Source organism: Leptolyngbya boryana PCC 6306 (assembly GCF_000353285.1).
Lineage (GTDB): Bacteria > Cyanobacteriota > Cyanobacteriia > Leptolyngbyales > Leptolyngbyaceae > Leptolyngbya > Leptolyngbya boryana.
In genome coordinates this window covers 4,388,283-4,409,185 of record NZ_KB731324.1, presented here as the reverse complement: position 1 = coordinate 4,409,185, position 20,903 = coordinate 4,388,283, and the positions used below count along the sequence as shown (strand labels likewise).

Annotated in this window: 20 protein-coding genes; 10 read left to right on the top strand and 10 right to left on the bottom strand. The window is 48.0% G+C overall.

The features are described 5' to 3' along the window. Positions 1–62 precede the first annotated feature (62 nt). Both LEPBO_RS0122025 and trmD read right to left on the bottom strand, forming a co-directional pair. Positions 63–1,058 (bottom strand): DUF1517 domain-containing protein, encoded by a 996-nt coding sequence (locus tag LEPBO_RS0122025; protein WP_017289745.1) that lies wholly within the window; start codon positions 1,056–1,058, stop codon positions 63–65. Further along, entirely contained in the window at positions 1,052–1,780 is a 729-nt protein-coding gene (gene trmD, locus LEPBO_RS0122020; protein WP_017289744.1) for a tRNA (guanosine(37)-N1)-methyltransferase TrmD, read from the bottom strand. Before trmD ends, LEPBO_RS0122025 begins: the two co-directional genes overlap by 7 nt. Before the next feature lie 173 nt (positions 1,781–1,953). Here trmD and LEPBO_RS37900 point away from each other — a divergent pair, with 173 nt between their 5' ends. Next, the gene (locus LEPBO_RS37900; protein WP_036044796.1) at positions 1,954–2,832 is read left to right on the top strand and encodes a cyanophycinase; all 879 of its coding nucleotides are present in this window, start codon (positions 1,954–1,956) and stop codon (positions 2,830–2,832) included. A 260-nt stretch (positions 2,833–3,092) separates the two neighbouring features. Beyond that, entirely contained in the window at positions 3,093–5,795 is a 2,703-nt protein-coding gene (gene cphA / locus LEPBO_RS37895; RefSeq protein ID WP_081614762.1) for a cyanophycin synthetase, read from the top strand. Positions 5,796–5,919: 124 nt separating this feature from the next. Here the strand turns inward: cphA and LEPBO_RS0122005 are convergent, their stop codons facing one another. After that, on the bottom strand, positions 5,920–6,600 hold the full coding sequence (locus tag LEPBO_RS0122005; protein WP_017289741.1) for a DUF1997 domain-containing protein: 681 nt from the start codon (positions 6,598–6,600) through the stop codon (positions 5,920–5,922). Positions 6,601–6,907: 307 nt separating this feature from the next. Between LEPBO_RS0122005 and LEPBO_RS0122000 the strand changes: the two genes are divergently transcribed. Both LEPBO_RS0122000 and LEPBO_RS0121995 read left to right on the top strand, forming a co-directional pair. After that, positions 6,908–7,567, top strand: a complete 660-nt coding sequence (locus tag LEPBO_RS0122000) for an NAD(P)H-binding protein (RefSeq protein WP_017289740.1) — start codon at positions 6,908–6,910, stop codon at positions 7,565–7,567. Positions 7,568–7,669: 102 nt separating this feature from the next. Then, positions 7,670–8,377, top strand: a complete 708-nt coding sequence (locus tag LEPBO_RS0121995; RefSeq protein ID WP_242045164.1) for an SDR family NAD(P)-dependent oxidoreductase — start codon at positions 7,670–7,672, stop codon at positions 8,375–8,377. A gap of 136 nt (positions 8,378–8,513) precedes the next feature. Here the strand turns inward: LEPBO_RS0121995 and LEPBO_RS0121990 are convergent, their stop codons facing one another. Next, positions 8,514–8,855 (bottom strand): metal-sensing transcriptional repressor, encoded by a 342-nt coding sequence (locus LEPBO_RS0121990; RefSeq protein ID WP_225885683.1) that lies wholly within the window; start codon positions 8,853–8,855, stop codon positions 8,514–8,516. A gap of 145 nt (positions 8,856–9,000) precedes the next feature. Between LEPBO_RS0121990 and LEPBO_RS0121985 the strand changes: the two genes are divergently transcribed. The 4 genes from LEPBO_RS0121985 to LEPBO_RS0121970 all read left to right on the top strand — a co-directional run bounded on the left by LEPBO_RS0121985 (position 9,001) and on the right by LEPBO_RS0121970 (position 11,952). After that, a complete protein-coding gene (locus LEPBO_RS0121985; protein ID WP_017289737.1) occupies positions 9,001–10,161 on the top strand; it encodes an HhoA/HhoB/HtrA family serine endopeptidase in 1,161 nt (386 codons plus the stop codon). Positions 10,162–10,194: 33 nt separating this feature from the next. Then, entirely contained in the window at positions 10,195–10,422 is a 228-nt protein-coding gene (locus tag LEPBO_RS0121980) for a hypothetical protein (protein WP_017289736.1), read from the top strand. Positions 10,423–10,514: 92 nt separating this feature from the next. Further along, positions 10,515–11,450 (top strand): ornithine carbamoyltransferase, encoded by a 936-nt coding sequence (argF, locus tag LEPBO_RS0121975; protein WP_017289735.1) that lies wholly within the window; start codon positions 10,515–10,517, stop codon positions 11,448–11,450. A 61-nt stretch (positions 11,451–11,511) separates the two neighbouring features. Then, complete coding sequence (locus LEPBO_RS0121970) at positions 11,512–11,952, top strand: HHL1-like protein (protein ID WP_017289734.1); 441 nt, start codon at positions 11,512–11,514, stop codon at positions 11,950–11,952. Positions 11,953–12,041: 89 nt separating this feature from the next. Here the strand turns inward: LEPBO_RS0121970 and moeB are convergent, their stop codons facing one another. From moeB to LEPBO_RS0121950, 3 genes are all read right to left on the bottom strand, one after another. After that, the gene (gene moeB / locus LEPBO_RS0121965; RefSeq protein ID WP_017289733.1) at positions 12,042–13,220 is read right to left on the bottom strand and encodes a molybdopterin-synthase adenylyltransferase MoeB; all 1,179 of its coding nucleotides are present in this window, start codon (positions 13,218–13,220) and stop codon (positions 12,042–12,044) included. Between the two features lie 32 nt (positions 13,221–13,252). Continuing rightward, on the bottom strand, positions 13,253–13,696 hold the full coding sequence (locus tag LEPBO_RS0121960) for a M67 family metallopeptidase (RefSeq protein ID WP_017289732.1): 444 nt from the start codon (positions 13,694–13,696) through the stop codon (positions 13,253–13,255). Between the two features lie 176 nt (positions 13,697–13,872). Next, a complete protein-coding gene (locus LEPBO_RS0121950; protein WP_017289730.1) occupies positions 13,873–15,279 on the bottom strand; it encodes an amidase in 1,407 nt (468 codons plus the stop codon). A gap of 106 nt (positions 15,280–15,385) precedes the next feature. Here LEPBO_RS0121950 and LEPBO_RS0121945 point away from each other — a divergent pair, with 106 nt between their 5' ends. Continuing rightward, positions 15,386–16,888, top strand: coding sequence for an MFS transporter (locus LEPBO_RS0121945; RefSeq protein ID WP_017289729.1), 1,503 nt, complete (start codon positions 15,386–15,388; stop codon positions 16,886–16,888). A gap of 77 nt (positions 16,889–16,965) precedes the next feature. On the opposite strand, the gene LEPBO_RS0121940 is transcribed toward LEPBO_RS0121945, so the two are convergent. The 3 genes from LEPBO_RS0121940 to LEPBO_RS0121930 all read right to left on the bottom strand — a co-directional run bounded on the left by LEPBO_RS0121940 (position 16,966) and on the right by LEPBO_RS0121930 (position 19,313). Next, positions 16,966–17,295 (bottom strand): hypothetical protein, encoded by a 330-nt coding sequence (locus LEPBO_RS0121940; RefSeq protein ID WP_144056248.1) that lies wholly within the window; start codon positions 17,293–17,295, stop codon positions 16,966–16,968. A gap of 85 nt (positions 17,296–17,380) precedes the next feature. Beyond that, positions 17,381–17,899: a pentapeptide repeat-containing protein gene (locus LEPBO_RS0121935; RefSeq protein WP_017289727.1), complete on the bottom strand. Its 519-nt coding sequence runs from the start codon at positions 17,897–17,899 to the stop codon at positions 17,381–17,383. Positions 17,900–17,939: 40 nt separating this feature from the next. Then, a complete protein-coding gene (locus tag LEPBO_RS0121930) occupies positions 17,940–19,313 on the bottom strand; it encodes an LCP family protein (protein ID WP_225885684.1) in 1,374 nt (457 codons plus the stop codon). 402 nt (positions 19,314–19,715) lie between these two features. On the opposite strand from LEPBO_RS0121930, the gene LEPBO_RS0121925 reads away from it, so the two are divergent. Beyond that, positions 19,716–20,783: a mannose-1-phosphate guanylyltransferase gene (locus LEPBO_RS0121925; RefSeq protein WP_017289725.1), complete on the top strand. Its 1,068-nt coding sequence runs from the start codon at positions 19,716–19,718 to the stop codon at positions 20,781–20,783. The last annotated feature ends 120 nt before the right edge of the window (positions 20,784–20,903 follow it).

The following is a 20,903-nucleotide window of genomic DNA, read 5'->3' as shown; positions in this document are numbered from 1 at the left end:
CTATCTCCCTATCCAAAATTTATTGCGGTGAAACTCGCCCCTCAATCGTTTTCTCCGCAACTCTAAATCTGCAACATTTTCGGATATTCCAGGAGCATCTCATCGTAAGTGAGGCTATCTCCGTCTGCCTGTGGAGTCCATTGCAGTTCAAACTTCATTAAATACTCTGCATTCAAACTCGCTAACTGATTCAGCACCTCAGTCAACGCTTCCATCGATCGAATCTCCATAAACAGCGGCTTATCATCCGCCGTCCCGACGAGCAATGTCACCACAATATAAGAGGCAGGCTCTTTATCCGGATCAACCTCAAACTCTTTCAGCACCAACTGACCTCCTGCATTCGAGATCGTCTCTGTGGTGTACTTTGTCCGTTCGGTGATCGACAACCGATTAAACGCTTTCTCCGCCTCGTCTCGGGTCTTCACCGTCTCAGAACTCGCCTGCACATGACTCCAATTTTCCGGCATTCTTAGCAACGCCAAAACTGCCTCTTGCAGTTGCGCGTGCAGCCCTTCGATCGAATCCGTTTCACCCTGCTCCACAATCTCCGTCAATTCCTTCTGAATCGCTCGACCTTCCGCCAGCAATCCCACCTGAATCATGGAAACCGTCACAATATCATTGTCAAGCTCATTGCCCTTGCTCTTTTTCGCACTCTTCAGCAAGTACCACACGAAAAATCCAGCACCACCGACGAGAATTAACGCCACAATCCATAACACGATGCTCGCGCCACTGGAATACCCGCTGCTATAGCCGCCCCCATAATAGCCGCCCCCATAATAGCCACCCCCCTGATATCCCCCAGAATTTGAGCGTCCAGAACTTGAACTTCCAGAGCTTGAGCCACCCGGAGTCGAACTGCCAGAAGAGCGAGAAGACCCACTACTGCGATTAAACGATCCGCCACTGCTGCGACCACCACTGCGTTTCGCATATGCCGCAGAATCAAGCAGCAATTCTGAAGATCGAAACGGCATCGGCACGTGTATCGAGTTCAAAACAGCAGAACTCGCGATCGTGGCACAGAGTAAGCGGAATTTTTTCGTCAACATGGTTCGTGATTTACTTCATCAGGTTTAAATTGCCCCGTCTGCTCCAGCCACTCTTGATATAAATCCGGGCGACGAGTTCGAGTGCGTTCGATCTGTTGCTGCGTCCGCCAGCGATCGATTTCAGCATGGTTGCCCGATCGCAAAACAGTCGGAACTTCCCATTCTCGAAACACGGGCGGACGGGTGTATTGCGGATAATCGAGCAATCCTGTTTCAAAACTTTCCAATTTCAGCGACTCTTCCTTGCCAATCGCACCCGGTAACAGCCGAATTGTGCCGTTTAAAAGCGCTAAAGCCGGAATCTCTCCACACGTCAACACAAAATCTCCTAACGAGACCTCGCGCGTCACCAAATTCAGCACCCGCTCGTCTATCCCTTCATAATGTCCGCAAATGATGACAATCTGATCAAAATTCGCCGAAAATTCCTTGAGCAAATCTTGTCGCATCGGCTCACCTTGCGGTGTCACAAATACTACCTCGCGGCGGGGCAGTACGGGTAAAGATTCGACCGCTGCGAAAATTGGCTCTGGCTTCATCAACATGCCGACCCCGCCCCCGTAAGGCTCATCATCGACTCGGCGATGTTTATCGATCGCAAAATCTCGCGGATTAGTCAGATGTACCTCCGCGATTTGTTTCGCCAAAGCTTTCCCCAGTAATCCAGATTGCAGCGGCGACGCAAAAAAATCTGGAAACAACGTGACAATATCGAAGCGCATGTTGATAAATAAGAACGAAGAACTGTTAACAAAAAATTAATAGTTTGGCATGATGGAGAGTCATAAGAAATCAAAAATTAAATTTATAGCGTTAGACGATACAACTCCCGCGCCAGCGCGATGCGAATTTCGATTTCCCTGTTCACCCTTCACATATCATCCCTCATCCCTTCATGCTAGAGTCAGTCTTGCAATCGTTTGAACCGCAGATGCCTCAGTCTCTCAATACCGCCATTATGGTAATTGGCGGCGCAGAAGATAAAATTCATGGACGCGAAATCCTGCAAAACTTTTTCTTTCGGGCAGGAGGAAGTGATGCCCGCATCGCGATTATTCCCTCCGCTTCCCGTGAACCCCTAGTGATTGGCGATCGCTATTACACTATCTTCTCCGATATGGGCGCTCAGGAAATCAAGGTACTGAACATTCTTGATCGGGCGCAATGTGACGCACCCGAGATGCAAGAGTATGTCAGCGAATGTAGCGCTGTTTTCCTGACCGGAGGCGATCAATTACGCCTGTGTGGATTGTTATCAGATACGCCTGTGATGGATATTGTGCGATCGCGCGCCCAATCCGGCGAAATTACCCTCGCAGGAACCAGCGCTGGTGCCGCCGTCATGGGACATCACATGATTGCTGGCGGCGGCAGTGGCGAATCTCCCAATCATTCTTTAGTCGATATGACCCTCGGACTTGGCATCATTCCAGAAGTCTTAGTCGATCAACATTTTCATAATCGCAATCGCATGGCGAGATTAATGAGCGCGATCGTTGCCCATCCCGACCGATTAGGAATTGGAATTGATGAAGACACCTGTGCATTATTTGAAGGAGACGGCATTTTACAAGTCCTAGGCAAAGGAGCTGTCACCATCCTTGACCCCAGCGAAATGAACTACACCAATCAAGCCGAAATCAACAAAACCGACCCGATTTGTATGGGAAATTTGCGCTTGCATGTTCTCAGTGCGGGTTGTCGATTTGACTTGCGGCGGCGCACCATGCTCTTGCGGGAATCGCGGAGAAAGCCATTCTGGGATCGCCCCTGAGATTGAAGAAATCAGATTTTCTTAACTTGTAGATTCGAGGAGATCTGGTAGCGTTTCGATGAGATCAGGTTGCACGATGTTACAGAATTGCTTGAATTCCCGACTTTTGGCGGCAACAGTTCTTTACACAAACTGTTTATCATGAACACTTCCCTGCTCAGATTGCATCTGAAACTAGATAACTGCTTTTGCAGGTAATCTGGTTCAGATCTCGATTGCCAACTAACTAAACGCCAGCCTGTATCCCTGAATAGACCCCTATGAAGATACTCAAAGTTCAGACGTTACGTGGACCCAACTATTGGAGTATTCGCCGCCATAAAGTTGTTTTAATGCGTCTAGATCTCGAAGATCTGGCAGAAACACCTTCTAACTTAATTCCTGGGTTCTACGAAGGTCTGGTCGAGTTGCTTCCTTCACTTGTCGAACATTTCTGTTCTCCGGGCTGCCGAGGTGGCTTTTTAGCTCGCGTTCGGGAAGGCACAATGATGGGACATATCATTGAGCATGTGGCGCTAGAGCTTCAAGAATTAACCGGAATGCTGGTTGGGTTTGGAAGAACTCGCGAAACCGCCGAACCGGGCGTGTACCAAGTTGCGATCGAATATATTCACGAACGCGCCGGACGCTATGCAGCGAGGGCTGCCGTCCGAATTTGCCAAACCCTGGTTGAAACCGGACGATATCCAAAAGAAGAACTTGAAAAAGATCTCAACGACCTGCGCGAAATTGCCGCAGAGTGCAGTTTAGGACCGAGTACCGAAACAATCGTCAAAGAAGCCGAAACCCGCAATATTCCTTGGGCAGAACTCGGTGCGCGCGCCATGATTCAACTGGGCTTTGGCGTACATCAGAAGCGCATTCAAGCGACGTTGAGCAATCGGACTGGCATTCTTGGAGTTGAGCTTGCCTCGGATAAAGAAGGAACGAAACAAATGCTGCGAGCGTCTGGAGTTCCAGTTCCGCGTGGCACTGTTATTAGCTATTTAGACGAATTAGAAGATGCGATCGCGGATGTCGGTGGATATCCGATCGTGATTAAGCCGCTGAATGGCAATCATGGTCGAGGCATTACGATTAACATTACAACCTGGGAACAAGCCGAAGCTGCTTACGATGCAGCCAAAGATGTTTCTAAGTCGGTCATCATTGAACGGTTCTATCAGGGTCGCGATCACCGAGTTTTAGTCGTCAATGGGAAAGTTGTTGCTGTAGCTGAAAGAGTTCCTGCACATGTAGTAGGAGATGGTCGCTCGACGATTCAACAATTAATTGATGAAACGAATCGAGATCCGCGACGTGGTACAGGTCACGATAATGTCCTGACAAAGATCGAAGTCGATCGCACGTCTTGGGAATTGTTAGAACAAAAAGGCTACAACTTGGAAACGGTACTACCAGCAGGCGAGATGTGCTATCTGAGAGCAACTGCGAACCTCAGTACTGGCGGCATTGCTATCGATCGTACCGATGATATTCATCCTGAAAATCTCTGGTTAGCTGAGCGCGTCGTAAAAATTATCGGCTTAGATATTGCGGGAATTGATATCGTCACTGAGGATATCTCAAAGCCGTTGCGCGAAGTCGATGGTGTGATTGTTGAAGTCAATGCGGCTCCTGGGTTTCGGATGCACGTTTGTCCGAGTGAAGGGATTCCGCGCAATGTTGCTGAACCCGTGATCGATATGCTGTTTCCGAATCATTCCAATGGTCGCATCCCAATCATTGCGATTACTGGAACAAACGGAAAAACAACCACAACGCGCTTAATTGCTCATCTGTTTAAACAGACGAAGCAAGTCGTAGGTTACACCACAACCGATGGCACTTATATTGGGGACTACCTCGTTGAACCTGGCGATAATACCGGGCCTCAAAGCGCACAGTTAATCCTGCAAGATCCCACCGTGGAAGTCGCCGTACTTGAAAGTGCCAGAGGTGGAATTTTGCGATCGGGTTTAGCCTTCAATGCTTGTGATGTCGGTGTGGTTTTGAATGTCGCCGCCGATCACCTGGGACTTGGGGATATTAATACGATCGACGAAATGGCACGAGTCAAAAGCGTCGTCGCGGAAGCTGCACTGCCCAAAGGCTATGTCGTCTTGAATGCGGATGATCCGTTAGTTTCAGCAATGGCAAGTCGCGTTTCGGCTCAGATTGCTTACTTCTCGATGAATGCAGAGAATGAATTAATTCGATCGCATACCCAACGAGGTGGACTCGCAGCCGTATATGAAAATGGCTATCTCTCGATCTTGAAAGGCGATTGGACGCTGAGAATTGAACAAGCGATCAATGTTCCTTTGACTCTCGGTGGACGCGCGCCATTCATGATTGCGAATGCTTTGGCTGCAAGTTTGGCAGCATTTGCTCAAGGCGTTCGGATTGAAGAAATTCGAGCAGCCTTGATGACATTCCAAGCTTCAACCAAGCAAACACCAGGGCGGATGAATCTCTTCAACTTGGGTCATTTCCATGTGTTGATCGACTATGCCCACAATCCGCATAGCTACAAGGCATTAGGTGGCTTTGTTCAGAATTGGACGGATGGCGATCGCATTGGAGTAATCGGCGCACCGGGAGATCGACGCGATGAAGATTTTGTCGAGTTAGGCACACTCTCCGCAGACTTATTCGATCGCATGATCATTAAAGAAGATGACGACAATCGCGGACGCGAGCGTGGCAATACCGCTGAATTCATTGTGCAAGGCGTAAAAGCGACGAAACCGGATGCTCGATATGAAGTCATTCTCGATGAAACTCAAGCGATCGAGGCGGCGCTAGAAAGTGCAACTCCTGGCAGTTTAGTGGTGATCTTGCCGGAAAGTGTCACGAGAGCGATCAAGCTCATTGAGGCTCGAAATGCAGTTCAGGTCATGACCCCGGTTGTAACTCTAAATGGCAATTCAGATCCTGTGCAGCCCCAGATGGTCGCGAGAGAAGCAATCCCAACTTCCTAGTAATTTCTAGCGAATGATTGGACGCTGCCTTGTACTTTAGCCAACCAATTAAAAAAATCCCTCGCACATCAAACGCGAGGGATTTTGCACTTGAGTCTGTCAAAATCAGTTGAACTGCGATCGCTTACAAAAACCGCTTACGTACACGCTTTGGAACCGTCAAATTTCGAGACGAATGAAAATCTTCTTGAACTTTATGCGTTAGACGACGCGAAACCTGACGAACAACCTGTTTGAGAATCCGCTCTCCCGTACTTTTAATCAACGCATCCGGCAACGCATGAATAAAGCGCGGAAACTGAATCGCAACACTTAAATCAAGCTGCCACTGCACCTGAGTCATTTTCAAGTTGGGATCACTAGGGCTTGAATGCTCCACCAGATTCAATGCCGCTTGAAAATCTACTTCATAGCCCAGATAAGTATCGTCTGGAACTGGAACTGTTTCAATCCGATAAATCCCTTCTTGCTGTGGCAACAGATCCAAGCCAACTCGCGGCTCCACATCGTACCCAAACGCCCCAAAATGACCAATAATCAGCGCATAGCTATTTTGCCCGATCGATTCAACCTGCATCGGATGCGCGCAGCGTCGAAACCATTCTTGATGCACATCCAGATAGGCTGCTACCGTTCGCGCATCAGCATTCATCTCCATGCAGTCCACAAACTGGCTCGAAAACACCGTTGGCTCATTAATCAGAGCATCCGTGTGAGCAGGAGTCACATTTCCACCCGCAGCATCGGTGGGGCGGGCGAAATTGGGATTCGCGAAGTCTGAGGGATCGGTCGGTTGCGATTGCATTCACTCTCTCTTCCGTTTGCCGTGGTTCTACGTCAAGGTTCCCCAAAGGATACTGATAGGCTCCACTTTCAGTCGGGGCTTCTCCTGAAAATCAGTAAAATCCATGCGGATTTCAGATGAGTACAGCCATCTATTTCTATCTTTACAAAAGTTAAGGATGTGCCTTACATATCCTACTCCGTGTACGAGGGTTTGGGAAGGGTAAGCCAAAAAAATCGCGGATCGAGCTGGCATTGATCACACTTCTGCACGATGTAGATTAGAAAGGGTCAGCAAAATATTGATAGACAGTGATTTGGTAAATTCTATGAAAGCATTTGTAGCAGGGGCGACGGGTGAAACGGGACGTAGGATTGTTCAACAACTCGTCGATCGCGGAATTCCTGTGCGCGCGCTCGTGCGCGATCCCGAAAAAGCACGATCGATTTTACCCACCGGGGTTGAACTCGTGAAAGGGGATGTCTTGAATAAAGCAGACTTAGTCGGCGCGATCGCAGACTCCACCGTGTTGTTCTGCGCAACGGGAGCGAAACCGAGCTTCGATCCCACCCAACCCTATAAAGTCGATTTAGAAGGCACAAAGAATCTCGTCGATGCTGCGAAAGCGAAAGGAATTGAGCATTTTGTATTCGTTTCCTCACTGTGTACCTCACAGTTTTTTCACCCATTAAACTTGTTCTGGTTAATTCTGGTCTGGAAGAAACAGGCAGAAGAATATCTACAAAAGAGCGGACTCACTTACACGATCGTGCGTCCGGGGGGCTTAAAGAACGAAGACAATCAAGATCGCATTATCATGTCCTCGGCAGATACCCTCAGCGAAGGCAGCATTCCCCGCACCAAAGTTGCACAAGTTTGCATCGAGTCTGCCTTTCAGCCCAGTGCTCGCAACAAAATTGTAGAAATCGTGGCAAAACCAGAAGCCCCTGAGCAATCGTTTGAAGCGCTCTTTGCTTCAGTTGCTTAAGCCTCTATGTTTGATCTTTCGCTCCGTTCTTTTGCGAAACGGAGTGAAAGATTCCAAGGTTCCACGATACTCCGCAATCATTTGTTAGATTTCAGAAAGCGCATGTTTCAAGAGTTGGATATGGAATCTGAGAAAAGAGAAATTGTTGTAGTCGGAGCGAGTCGGGGGATTGGAGCGGCTGTCGCACAGCACTTTGCCCAAAAAGGTGATTCTGTGTTCTCGATTTCCAGAAGTCAGCCGATAGCAGGAAAGTGGATTCAAGCAGATATTTCCACTCCAGAAGGAATCCAATCCATTGTCAGTCGCATTGGTGACTCAACAATCGATGCCCTCTTGTTTATGGGAGGAGTTTGGGAAAACGGCGCATTTACCGATCAATATGACTTTATGACAAGCTCTGATCAAGAAACTCGCTTTGTGATAGCTGTCAATACAATTGCGCCGATTGAACTGACCAAGCAGCTTGCTAAAAATCTTGCCCAGTCTGACAACCCAAGAGCCATATTTATTGGCGCACTCTCAGGATTGGATCACTCTCCAACGATCGAGGTCGCAAATACAGCATCTAAATTTGGGTTAAGGGGAGCAGCCCAGGCATTGAAACTTGCTCTCTGTGATTACAAGATTGGGATTACGGTCATTAACCCAGGCAATATCGCAACTGAAGAAGTCATAGCAGATATTGAAGAGGGTAGATTTACAACACAAGTTCCAATTTCACTGGCAGATGTCATTTCTACAATTGAATGGATTCTCACACTTTCAAATACTGTCGATATTGGAGAGATTAATATGTATCAGAAAGGGTAATCAAGAAATCTTCTAAAGAGATAGAGATTATCAAGGTCGCTGAGAAATTGCGACATCTAAAAACCCTTGTACAGCGGACTACCCAAGAGCGATCGCTGAGTGATTGAAATTTCTAGTTGTTCCGATATGGACACCGTCAAGTTAGAAAACGATCGAGGGCGGTTTTCAGTTCTTCAATTTCCGCTTCAATATTGCCTTCTTGAGCCGCACGCGCCACACATTGAGATAAGTGCTCGTCTAAAATCAAACGAGCTACTCGATCGAGTGCCCCGCGGACTGCGGCAACTTGGACTAAAACATCTGGGCAAGGTCGATCGCTTTCTACCATCGCTTTAATACCCCGCACATGTCCTTCAATTCGAGAAAGACGATTGACCACCTTCCGAATCGATTCTTCGCTATGGACATGATCATGCGGCTCATGATCGTGATGATGAGAGTGCGACTCCGTACCGTGAGGCAAATCTGAGGTCGTCATCGTCTTCAAACTCATTAGAGATCCTGTCTGATCTTAGTGCGAGGTGTGGAGAATGGGGTGAAATCTCTACCAGACTCGATTTTGTTTTCAGTCGTAGGATAGGAATAATGGCTAGACAGCGGCATTTTCATTAGGTTTAAGAATTATGCAACGCGCTCAACTCTCAAATCAGCTTCGGCGAATTCAAATTGCGATCGTCACACTCGCGCTGATGTTCGGCTTTACCCTATCGCTTCCCCAATCGGTGAAAGCCGAGACAATTGAAGCGGCACAACCCGCTCCACGCGCCATTACACGCGGCAGCTTTGTCGCGGAAGCCGTGCAAAAAGTGGGGAAAGCGGTCGTCAGAATCGACACCGAGAAGACCGTCACAAGACGCGCTGATCCGATGCTCGATGATCCCATGTTTCGCCGATTCTTTGGGGAAGATTTTGCTCCACGATCGGAGACATTACGCGGTCAAGGATCGGGATTTGTGATTGAGAAAAGCGGCATTATTCTGACCAACTCACACGTCGTCAACGGCGCGGACAAAGTGACTGTGACCTTGAAAGATGGGCGAGTGTTTGAAGGAAAAGTCCGAGGCTTTGATGAAGTGACAGATTTAGCTGTGGTCAAAGTTGAGGGCAAAGATCTGCCCACTGCACCTTTAGCCGATTCTGACCAAGTGCAAGTTGGAGATTGGGCGATCGCTGTTGGCAATCCTCTCGGCTTAGATAACACTGTGACCTTGGGAATTGTCAGTACGTTACATCGATCGAGCGCTCAGATTGGTTTATCCGATAAACGCTTAGATTTCTTACAAACCGATGCCGCAATCAATCCCGGAAATTCGGGTGGCCCCTTGCTCAACGATCGTGGCGAAGTGATCGGAATTAACACTGCCATCCGCCCGGATGCGATGGGAATTGGGTTTGCGATTCCCATCAATAAAGCGAAATCAGTGAAAGATGCGCTTGCCAAGGGTGAAAAGATTCCACATCCTTACATTGGCGTGCAAATGACGACCTTAACTCCTGAAATTGCGCGTCAAAACAATACCGATCCAAATTCGCCGTTTGAAGTCCCTGAAGTCAATGGCGTGATTGTCGTGCGCGTTGTGCCAAATTCTCCGGCTGCTGCGGCTGGCTTCCGCCGAGGTGATGTCGTCACTGAAATTGATGGACAAGCAATTTCTAAAGCAGAACAGCTTCAAGCCCTGGTGGAAAATGTGAAACCCGGTCAAACCTTGAAAGTTCAGGTTCAGCGGGGCAAGCAAATGCAGCAATTGTTAGTTAAGCCTGCGGAACTGCAAGACGTGGGCTAGTAGTTTCTCACTAGCATTCGGAGGAATTTAAACATGGCTCAGAATCGATTTTTGATGTTTCTAATTGGGTTGGCAGTTGGACTGTTCATCGCCTGGGTTCCGTTGTCGATCGCAGTTTACTTTAACCAAAGCGGATATCACTTGGCTCACTATCTCGTTCTCACAGTCTCCTCGATTTTCTTTGGGGGATTAGCGGCAGTGCAACAAGAAAAATTTGGCAACACCATCCAACGAGTCTTAGATTCGATGACTTGGGGCTAATCCTGGTAGATTTGCTACTCTTAAAAGAACAACGCTCCTTTACTGTCTAAGTGAGGAGCGATTTTTATTTCTTGATTTGTGAGGAGCATCATATGGGTTCACTTAAAGGACGGGATTTATTGAAATTGTCAGATCTCAGCCCAGACGAAGTGATGGAGTTGCTAGAGATTGCAGCACAGCTTAAATCTGGAAAATTAAACCCACGGATCACGGTCAACGGTCATCCGCCCGTGTTGGGATTGCTGTTCTATAAAGCCTCGACTCGAACCCGTGTGAGCTTCTCAACTGCCATGTATCACCTTGGAGGACAAGTTCTTGATTTGCCCTTGAATGCCACTCAGGTGAGCCGTGGAGAACCGATCGAAGATACCGCAAGAGTCCTCGATCGCTACCTCGACATCTTGGCAATTCGTACCTTTGAGCAGTCAGATCTCGACACATTCGCTCAAGAAATGCAGATTCCAGTCATCAATGCCCTGACGGATTTAGAGCATCCTTGCCAGGTTTTAGCCGACTTACAAACGATTCAAGAAACCTTTTCGACCCTTTCCGGTTTGACGCTGACGTATGTCGGAGATGGCAATAATGTCGCGCATTCGCTCATGTTGGGCTGTGCCTTAGTGGGTATGAATGTCCGAATTGCAACTCCTATAGACTACCGACCTCTGCCCGAAATTGTGCAACTGACGGAAAAAATTGCCAACGGTAAATCCGAAGTGCTGTTAACCGATGATCCGATCGCGGCCGCAAAAGATTCCCATGTGCTCTATACCGATGTCTGGGCAAGTATGGGACAAGAGGATCTCGCCGAAAGCCGAATTCCGATTTTTCAGCCTTACCAAGTGAATTCCGAGTTGATGAGCTATGCGGACAAAGACGCGATCGTGCTGCACTGTCTTCCGGCACATCGGGGCGAAGAAATCACCGAGGATGTGATCGAAGGCTCTCAATCGAAAGTTTGGGATCAAGCCGAAAATCGTATGCACGCTCAAAAAGCGCTCATGGCAAGTTTGCTCGGTGCAGTCTGATCCCAAACTTCCTTAAAATGTCGTAAACTTTTGTTAATAAGGACACTTCTAACTTGAGATTATGACAAGCTCTCCTGGATTCGGAAAAAAGGTTCATAAAGAGAAGAAGCAAACGACTGGGACGGCAAAACGTGCCCAAGCCTCGAAGCAGTTTGACGACTTCAAATCGAAAGGGCTACCCGAATATGAGATCTACCTCCGAGTCCAGGGCAAAAAGAAACTGCAATGGTTTCCCATTGGCGCGATCGCGGTAAAACGCTCCTCTCAAATCAGTGCAGCCATTTACGCCAACGAAGAAGAACTCTTAAAAGGCGCATTCCGTCTCTTCCCTGGCTTACGCAAAGAGCGCGAATCGCTGGAATATGGCTATCGCTTGAAAGAATTTAAAGACGAAGAAATTCAATTAGCCGTCCGCCCGACACCTGGAGTTCCCGGAGTGCTGCAAGGTGCGATCGCCTCGGTGGGCGAAAAAATCGGCGGATTATTCAGCAAAGCAAAATAATGCCCATCTGCTTAGCTTGAGCATCTTGAAATTAGAAAGGACTCGGAGCGTTCAAAACTCCGAGTCCTTCAAGATCCAATCAGGTTAATTTAGTATTCCGGCACAGAGGAATCGATTTCTTTGCTCCAGGCAGTAATCCCACCTTTCACATTGATGCCATCAATTCCTGAAGACTTGAGAATGCCGAGCGCTTTTGCCGATCGACCTCCCATCTTGCAATGAGCAATAAGCTTGTGCCCATTCAGCAATTCTTTGACTTTCGCAACGCCATCACCATTTTCGATGTCAGGCAGCGGAATCAAGACAGAGCCAGGGATCTTAGCGATATCGTACTCGTTTGGATTGCGGACATCGAGAAGAACGTATTCGCTTCCGATCGCACCACTGTCGATCAGTTGCTTCAATTCCTGAACAGTCACTTCTTGCATATTGGCTTTTTCCTGTTCTTCGGCAGCTTTAGCTTGAGGAATGCCACAGAACATCTCGTAATCGATTAATTTCTCAATCACAGGACGCACTGGATTTGGGCGAAGTTTCAACTCGCGGAACTTCATATCGAGCGCATTGTAAAGCATTAGTCGCCCGCTTAATGTTTCGCCTGTACCCAAAATGATCTTGACCGTCTCAGTCGCTTGAATCACACCGATAATACCCGGCAAAATTCCCAAGACTCCACCTTCGGCACAAGACGGAACCAATCCAGGTGGCGGGGGTTCTGGATACAAATCTCGATAGTTCGGTCCGCCCTCGTAGTTAAAGACCGTTGCCTGTCCTTCAAAGCGGAAAATCGAACCATATACATTCGGTTTGTTCAACAGCACGCAGGCATCATTGACCAAATACCGAGTCGGGAAATTATCCGTTCCATCCACCACGATGTCGTAAGGCGCGACGATATCGAGCGCATTTTCCGAACTGAGGCGCGTTTCATACAAATCAACTTGGCAGAATGGATTAATTTCGTGAATCCGATTCTTAGCTGATTCGATCTTCGGTTTGCCGACCCACGATGTGCCGTGAATGACTTGCCGTTGCAAATTCGAGTGATCGACGACATCAAAATCGACAATCCCGATCCGTCCAATCCCGGCAGCAGCAAGATACAGCAATAAAGGCGACCCCAAGCCACCCGTTCCAATACAAAGAACGCTGGCTGCTTTTAGGCGTTTCTGTCCATCGACCCCAACTTCCGGCAAAATTAAATGCCTGGAGTATCGGGCAATATCATCTTGAGTTAACTGGATCTCGTCCAGATTTGGATTTAACATGATGCGTTGCTGAACAAGTTGACAATCGTTTTCTAGGGAGTTATCAGCAGGCTTTCAGGTTGGAAAACTTGCCGATCGTCGAGGCTCCAGCTTTGAAGATCAGCCGAAGTTCCATTCAAAACTGAAACGATCGCATAACTGTACTGTGACCAGGCAGCGGCACGATCGCATTCTGAAGGGATTGCCGGATGATTCGGATGAGAATGATAGATCCCGATAATCTCAAGATTGTGCGATCGAGCTTCTTGCATGACCGCCAACATTTCTGCGGGAGCAATTTCGTATCGACGCATTTTCGTCAGATCATTCTGGTCGTCATTCCATCCATTCTTCGTGGCTTTCACTTCCATGACGGTTTTCCCAGTGGGGTCACTCTTGCCTAACAGCAACCCGCAGCACTCTTCGGGATAGGTGCGTTCGGCATGAGCACGAATGCTCATGATGTGCTGAGCGTTGAGTCTGAGAATCACGGGCATGATGCTGATTCAGGGTGAATGCAAGCTCGATCAGTCGCCACGTTGCCAACTCGATCCGCTTTCTATGGACGGACAAAGTGCAAGCGAAGCGAAAGTCCGATCGAAATTTGCGTTAAATCAGATATTTATTCTAAGGGATTCAGGGGTAAGGGAGTTGGAAGATTGACGATTGATTTTTATGAAGATGATGAGAATGCTTCGGGGCGAAGATGTGCCCAAGGTTGTATCGTTTCCAATTGCGCCGCCAATGCCAGAATCGTTGCTTCGTCTGCTGGACGACCGACAAGCTGAATGCCGATCGGTAACCCATTTTGATCAAATCCCGCTGGTAAACTGATTCCAGGCTGCCCACTGACATTAAATGCAGGACAAGGGGCAATCCATTTGATAATTTCGTCGATCGTTCTCATCGGGCTGAGATTTTTCCATTCCCCAACTCGAATCGTTGGATGCATGTAGGTTGGGGTTAACAAGACATCAAATTGATCAAACATCTTGACGATTTTACGAGCGAAAATTTGCAGTTGCTGCTGCGACCGTACCAATCGGCTCGCAGGCGTAAATTTTGCCCGCCACCATAACCATTGATTCACTTTTTCAAGCAAAAAGGGCGGTACTCCTACATCGGTTTGATTGCGCCAAGCAATCATAAACGGTTCGATCATGTCGCTTAAATCTGGAGTAATTTCTTCGATCGAATGTCCCATTTCTTCAAGCAGCCGTGCCGTTTTCATCACCGCTGCTAAGCAGTCGCGATCGGCTTTTCCAGCAGGCTCGATCGCGGTCACTAATCCAATTTTTAACGGTTCTAACTCCTGTCGAGTTGACTCGAGAAAAGAAGTCTCAGGGGAAGGAAGCCAATAAGGATCACCCGTGACATAGCCTTCTGTCATATCTAAAAAGGCGGCGGCATCCGCCACAGTTCGCGATAAGACTCCATTCACGGCAAATCCTGAGAAAGCTTCACCGATGGGAGCCATCGAAATTCGACCGCGTGAGGGTTTGAGTCCGACTAACCCACAACACGCCGCTGGACCTCGAACTGATCCCCCGCCATCACTGCCTTGAGCAATTCCACATAGTCCTGCTGCAACTGCCGAAGATGATCCCCCACTCGATCCCCCAGGTGTATAGTCTAAATTCCAAGGATTGCGGGCAGGTGGAAATCCAGGCGGTTCGGTATAAGGAAAAGAACCAAGCTGAGCCGTTGCGGTTTTCCCCAAAATAATAAATCCAGCTTGTTTCAGTTTTTTGACCACGAGGTCGTCCTGCGTCGCAAGTCGCTGCTTTGCAACTTTCAAGCCATAAGAACAGGGAACGCCGTCAACTGCATTGAGATCTTTAATCGCGATCGGCACTCCATGAAACGGCGGTATTTCCACGTCTGATAGCTGATTCGTTTTCGTCTGGGCTTCTGCGATCGCTTGCTCTCGCATCACAGTATAAAAACTGCCTAATCGCGGATTAAATTTCTCGATTCGATCCAGGTAAAGCTGGGTGAGTTCAAGCGGAGAAATTTCTTTATTCCGAACGAGTTTTGCTTGATCAAGAGCTGAGCTAAAAGCTAAATCAACAGAATCCATAAAATACGACCTTGAGGCAGAGTAATTTAAGAAGCAATGTAACGAATACTGGGTTCTAATTTGATTGGAATTGTGGCATGAGATTTCTAAGAGAGATCGATCCCAAGTGACATTTAAATTTAAACTTTTTGGAAGCGCAGGCACGGATCGTCGAGGTTATTCTGTGGAGCCATTACCGATTACCCCCACTCCCGCACATATTACAGAGTCCCCAGAGCCAATTACAGGCAGTGAAGCCGTTTTTCCGTTGGCTGCAATGCCCGAATCGAGATTTTCTAAGAGTGAAATTCGATCGAGCCTGCGCGCCTCTACTTTAGATGGGATCTTTGCCGCAGTCTTCTCCAATATTGCTGGAGGAGTCCTCCTCAGTAATTTCTTAGTTGAACTTCATGCCAGTCCGGTTGAAATTGGGTTATCTGCTTCGATTCCCATGATGGCGAATTTGCTGCAACCGCTCGGAGCTTGGCTCGGCGATCGTACGACTAGCCGCCATAATTACTGTCTGGCAATTTATACGCCTTCTCGATTAATCTGGCTTTTATTGCCAATTTGTATTGGCTTATTTACTGCTGGAAAAATTGCGGATCATACGCTCGTTCTTTTCACGTTAGCGATCGTCTTTTGCACGCATTTTTTAGGCGCTTTGGGCGGGGCTTCCTGGCTGTCTTGGCTGGCGGCACTGGTTCCCAGACGCTTACGCGGTCGATATTTCAGCATTCGTAACAGTGCGGCAAATCTCACTTGTTTAATTAGCGTGCCACTGGGTGGATTTTTAGTCTCGAAATTTGCAACCGGATCGATTTTGGGGTACGGAGTCATCTTAGTGTTCGGCATTGTGGCGGGAATTCTCAGTCTTGGATTTCAGTGGTTTATGAACGATGTGAATCCGCAAGAGCAGCAGAAAGCCGTGACGGCTTCCGATGAGATCGCGACCGATGCAATTCCTTTAATCACCGTTCTCAAAGATGCCAATTTTGTCCGATTTCTGATTTACTTCAGCGTTTGGATGTTTGCAGTCAATTTGAGTGCGCCCTTTTTTAATCTCTATTTGCTCGATAATTTGGGCTTGGATGTGAGTTGGGTGACGATTTATAGCAGTCTGACTTCTGCGGCAAATTTGCTGATGCTCGTTTTTTGGGGAAGAATTGCCGATCGCGTAGGCAATCGATTTTTGCTCCTCAGCGTTGGCGTGCTCGTTGCAGCGACTCCGATTTTCTGGCTGGGGACAGGAACGGATCTGTTATCCCTCTGGCTATGGTTGCCGTTGCTGCACATCTTAGCGGGCGGAACTTGGGCTGCGATCGACCTTTGCAATAACAATATTCAGCTTGAAATCGCACCCCTGCAAAATCAATCGACATATTTTGCACTGGCGGCTGCGATCGCGGGTGTCAGCGGTGCGTTGGGAACGACAGCAGGCGGATTTCTCGCAGAGCTTGCCAATTATGGCGGGTTGCCCGGATTATTTTTGATTTCTACGATCGTCCGATTTGTGGCGCTCGCGCCGTTAATTTGGGTGCAGGAAAGGGGAGGGCGATCAGTCCGGCAGGTTCTACGATCGTATTTTGCGAAGGATCAAGTCGATTTACAACTGTCAGAAAAATCTTGATGCTGCGGGTTGCAAACCTACTGTACAAAAAACTCCGAGTTTTAAAAGCTCGGAGTTCTAGATTGAGTAATGCTGAATTAACTCGCTGGTTTTTGCTGCTCTAGTTGTTTTTTGCGTTCCAATTGCTGCTGCGCTAAATCCTGTTGTGCCTTCTGAATATTTGTCTTCAGTTCTGATCGCTCTGTAGGATCTGTCGTGTTCTCTAATACACGAGTCCACATCTCGATCGCAGCGGCATAATGTCCCATCTTGTATCGCTGCATCGCGTCAAGCTTCGTCATCGTCATCCCTGCCTCAAACGCAGCATGAGCACGTAACGGAGTCGCGATCGTAATTGGAATCAGACAAATCAGCAATCCGATCACCAGCAAGAAGCAAAATCGTACGAAATGTTTCAAGTCAAACATGGTTTTCTGCATTGACGAAATGAACTCCAATCTCTATCCGAAGATTCACTGTCTAGAGTTCACCGATCGACCCAAAAAATTACACCTAACGACAGCCTAAACTTTCACGAGTATCCACACCCGTCATCGGATTCGTTCCAGCCGCCCGTTTACACAGTTGTGCCGTTGTATAGCGATCGAGGATCGCATCCGTAAAATCGACCCCGGTAATTTCTGCTTCATCTAAAATCGTGTTTGTCAAGGTCGCTCCAACTAAAATCGCATTGCTGAGATTTGCTTTGTAGAGCGTCACTCGATCGATCAACGATCCTTGCAAATTTGCTCCACTCAAATCGGCACCCAACAAATTTCCTTTGGTGAGCATCGAATTTTTCAGATTTGCGCCTTTGAAATTTGTCTCTCGCATCTCTGCCGAAACAAACACTCCACCTTCAAAATCTTGATTCGAGAGATCTTGACCTGTCAAATTGGCATTCGAGTAATTGAGAAATTTGGTTTCAGCATAAGCAGGGCTTGCGCCCATAAGAATCCAGAACCAGGCTAATGCCAAAATTAGCAGCGCATAAATGAAACGCCTGATCGATCGCGGAATCGCTAAAAACATGAGGACAAACCGAAGTATTGGGCTATCTCAAGCTTAACGACTACTGAGGCAGTTTAGACCGCATAGCGCTCCAGTCGCTGCCAATCCGAATCGTCAAATCTGAATCCAGCTCTCCGGTCGAAGTGGCTTCAACCTTGCCAAATCCCAATTCCCCCTGCAGCACTTTCGCACCTTGCAAGTCGCCTTTTTGCACGATAATTTGAGTTTTTTGCTGGAGATCTTGCCAGTTCTCAGCTTGGTAAACGTTGGTATACCCCAGCGTGCTCAAGTACTGCGCAAATTGCGCACCAGCTTGGGGATCATTAGAAGCATTCTGAATGGCAATTTTCAGATTTGCCAGCGGGAGTTCGTCAGCAGTTGCAGTAGAAGCTTTGAAATACTCTTGCATGACGCGATCGCGTCCCTGCTCATCCATAATCCAATAGCTGGCACGGAACTCATTCGGAGCACTAAACCGTCCAGGCAACAGCACCATTTTAAAGTCATCTTTATCCAGCTTTTGCCCAAAGTTGACCAACGCCAGCATTTCTTCCATGCTGAGATTCGTATCAATGTACTTCTGCATCATGCTAACCAGGTTTGGAATACGCGGCAGAATCAACGGATTCGTCAATTTAGCCCGCAGTGCCTTGATCAGAGCTTGCTGACGCTGTACCCGCCCGATGTCACCGAACGAATCGTGGCGGAATCGAGCGAACTGTTCTGCTTTCGCACCATCCAAAGTTTGCCAACCTGGCTGAAGATCGATCTTGAGTTTTTGAGTGTTATCTGTATATTCCATCCGCTGCGGAACATACACATCGATACCGCCAACTAAATCAACTAATTCACGAAACGCATCGGTGCTGACGCGAACATAGCGATCGACTTCTACGCCATTGAGCGTTTTACTAATCGTCTCGCGAGCAAGAAGAGGGCCACCACTGGCATTGGCTTGGTTGATCTTTGTCACACCAATTCCTGGAACTTCGACTTGAGTGTCGCGAGGAATCGACAGCACATTCACCGAATTATCTGTTGGATCAAGTCGGAGCAACAGCATCGTATCGCTGCGGCCTGAAAAGACTTCGTCCGAACCAGGCTTAGCGTCCACAACCCGATCAATTCCCATCACCAGAACGTTCACCGGACGAGAAATCTTGTACTGAAATCCGCTGCTCCACAAGTCGCCAAGCAGCTTCCGACCTTGCTCTGGAGCCGCACCTGGAATCGGAGCAAGCAGGGCAAGCGTGGTTCCAAGCATTGCAGAAATCGTCGTTGCCCCTAAAAAGGCAGCAATCCAAGTCAACGTCTTAGTCAGAGAAGGCTTTGGGCGAGGCGGTTCCACTGGAACAGGCAGTCGAGATTTTGCCGGGATAGACTGCCCAGGCACACTAGTGGGATCTAGCGTCGGTTGGCTTCTAGACTCTTTCACTCCGCTCACACCTCAAAAACATCTCGGTCAAAACGATCGCCAGAACTATATTGTTCGTTATCTTAACCAGAAAATTTTCAATTTCCTTCAGCTTTTGGAAATAGATTTTCTCGTTAATCTGAGTGAAAACCGCTTGTAGTCTGGGCTACAAAAACGCGATTTGTCCGAACTTAAGCATTTCCTGGGAATTTTACACTCGAACTTCGACTTTCGGCTAGTCTCCCTACGATCGGAATCACAATACTGGAGTTGTAGTCCGGAGAGAACCGTAGAACTCACCAGAAAATAAGACCAAGCTTGGGAAAATTAGAAGAGTCAGCAAAGATCGCAGTCAGCACCTTCAGAATGTGCTGACATTGATTACAATCCAAATCGTTTAGCCCCGAATTACTGAGTGCGCTTATGACTCAATCTCTGGTTCCGATTATTTTAGCGGGTGGAAAAGGTGAGCGGTTTTGGCCCCTCAGCCGCAAACAGCGTCCAAAACAGTTTCTTTGTCTCGATGGCAGTGGACGGAGTTTGTTACAAACAACGGCCGATCGCTTATTAAAAACAGCAGGCGGTTGGGACAATCTCTGGGTCGTGACCGCTTCGCATTTGGCAGATGGTGTGCGCGAACAGTTACCGGAGCTACCAGAAGCAAATATTTTGGTGGAGCCAGAAGGGCGTGATACCGCTCCGGCTGTGGCTTGGAGTACGGTCGAAGTGGCAAAACGCTACGGCAAAGATGTCGTGACCGGATTTTTCCCTGCGGATCACTGGATTGCCGAGCAGGATATTTTTGAAGCCACGTTGATGGCGGCAGTAGAGGCGGCAGTTGAGCATTCAGCGATCGTCACATTAGGCATTGCGCCAACTCATGCCGCGACAGGCTACGGCTATATCGAGCAGGGTGAAAAGATTGGGTTATTTGGTCAAGCCTATCCGGCATTTAAGGTCGATCGCTTTACAGAAAAGCCGGATAAAGATACTGCAGAAACATTTGTCAGCAGTGGACGTTTTAGCTGGAATGGCGGGATGTTCGTGTTTCTAGCCAGCGTGATGCTCGCTGAATTGCACCAACACGCTCCTGAAATCATTCAACTCCTAGAAGAGAAAGGAATTGACGCATATTCGACTCTCCCCAAGCTCAGCATTGACTACGCAGTGATGGAAAAGACCGATCGTGCCTGTGTGCTTCCGGTGCAATTTAGTTGGGACGATTTGGGAGACTGGGGCGCGATCGAGCGATTGATGAAATCAGCGGATCATCCGAATGTCGAATTCGGACAGCATGTTTGTCTCGATACGAGCGGCGCAATTGTTTACACCTCAGATGAGGATGAATTAATTGTGACAATCGGACTAGACGATACTGTCGTCGTCCGGGATGGGAAAGTCACACTCATTGTGAAAAAAGACCGGACGCAAGAGATTAAAGCCGTGCTGAAAACCATTCAAGAGCGATCTGAATTTCAAGGACTGCTCTGAATAATCTTGCAAAACCTGGAGGCTTACATACTTTCAGGCTCTTTGCGCTCAAGCTGCGGTTCGGGGATAGGGAGATAGGGTCAAGAACTGAACTCTAGATCTAAACTCTATAGCTGCTAC

Coding starts and splice junctions, on each gene's coding strand:
- LEPBO_RS0122025 (WP_017289745.1), bottom strand. CDS start 1,058: ATGTTGACGAAAAAATTCCGCTTACTCTGTGCCACGATCGCGAGTTCT.
- LEPBO_RS0122000 (WP_017289740.1), top strand. CDS start 6,908: ATGAAAGCATTTGTAGCAGGGGCGACGGGTGAAACGGGACGTAGGATT.
- LEPBO_RS0121985 (WP_017289737.1), top strand. CDS start 9,001: ATGCAACGCGCTCAACTCTCAAATCAGCTTCGGCGAATTCAAATTGCG.
- LEPBO_RS0121970 (WP_017289734.1), top strand. CDS start 11,512: ATGACAAGCTCTCCTGGATTCGGAAAAAAGGTTCATAAAGAGAAGAAG.
- LEPBO_RS0121935 (WP_017289727.1), bottom strand. CDS start 17,899: ATGTTTTTAGCGATTCCGCGATCGATCAGGCGTTTCATTTATGCGCTG.
- trmD (WP_017289744.1), bottom strand. CDS start 1,780: ATGCGCTTCGATATTGTCACGTTGTTTCCAGATTTTTTTGCGTCGCCG.
- LEPBO_RS0121960 (WP_017289732.1), bottom strand. CDS start 13,696: ATGCCCGTGATTCTCAGACTCAACGCTCAGCACATCATGAGCATTCGT.
- LEPBO_RS37900 (WP_036044796.1), top strand. CDS start 1,954: ATGCTAGAGTCAGTCTTGCAATCGTTTGAACCGCAGATGCCTCAGTCT.
- LEPBO_RS0121995 (WP_242045164.1), top strand. CDS start 7,670: ATGTTTCAAGAGTTGGATATGGAATCTGAGAAAAGAGAAATTGTTGTA.
- LEPBO_RS0121980 (WP_017289736.1), top strand. CDS start 10,195: ATGGCTCAGAATCGATTTTTGATGTTTCTAATTGGGTTGGCAGTTGGA.
- LEPBO_RS0121925 (WP_017289725.1), top strand. CDS start 19,716: ATGACTCAATCTCTGGTTCCGATTATTTTAGCGGGTGGAAAAGGTGAG.
- argF (WP_017289735.1), top strand. CDS start 10,515: ATGGGTTCACTTAAAGGACGGGATTTATTGAAATTGTCAGATCTCAGC.
- LEPBO_RS0121950 (WP_017289730.1), bottom strand. CDS start 15,279: ATGGATTCTGTTGATTTAGCTTTTAGCTCAGCTCTTGATCAAGCAAAA.
- LEPBO_RS0122005 (WP_017289741.1), bottom strand. CDS start 6,600: ATGCAATCGCAACCGACCGATCCCTCAGACTTCGCGAATCCCAATTTC.
- cphA (WP_081614762.1), top strand. CDS start 3,093: ATGAAGATACTCAAAGTTCAGACGTTACGTGGACCCAACTATTGGAGT.
- LEPBO_RS0121990 (WP_225885683.1), bottom strand. CDS start 8,855: ATGACGACCTCAGATTTGCCTCACGGTACGGAGTCGCACTCTCATCAT.
- moeB (WP_017289733.1), bottom strand. CDS start 13,220: ATGTTAAATCCAAATCTGGACGAGATCCAGTTAACTCAAGATGATATT.
- LEPBO_RS0121940 (WP_144056248.1), bottom strand. CDS start 17,295: ATGTTTGACTTGAAACATTTCGTACGATTTTGCTTCTTGCTGGTGATC.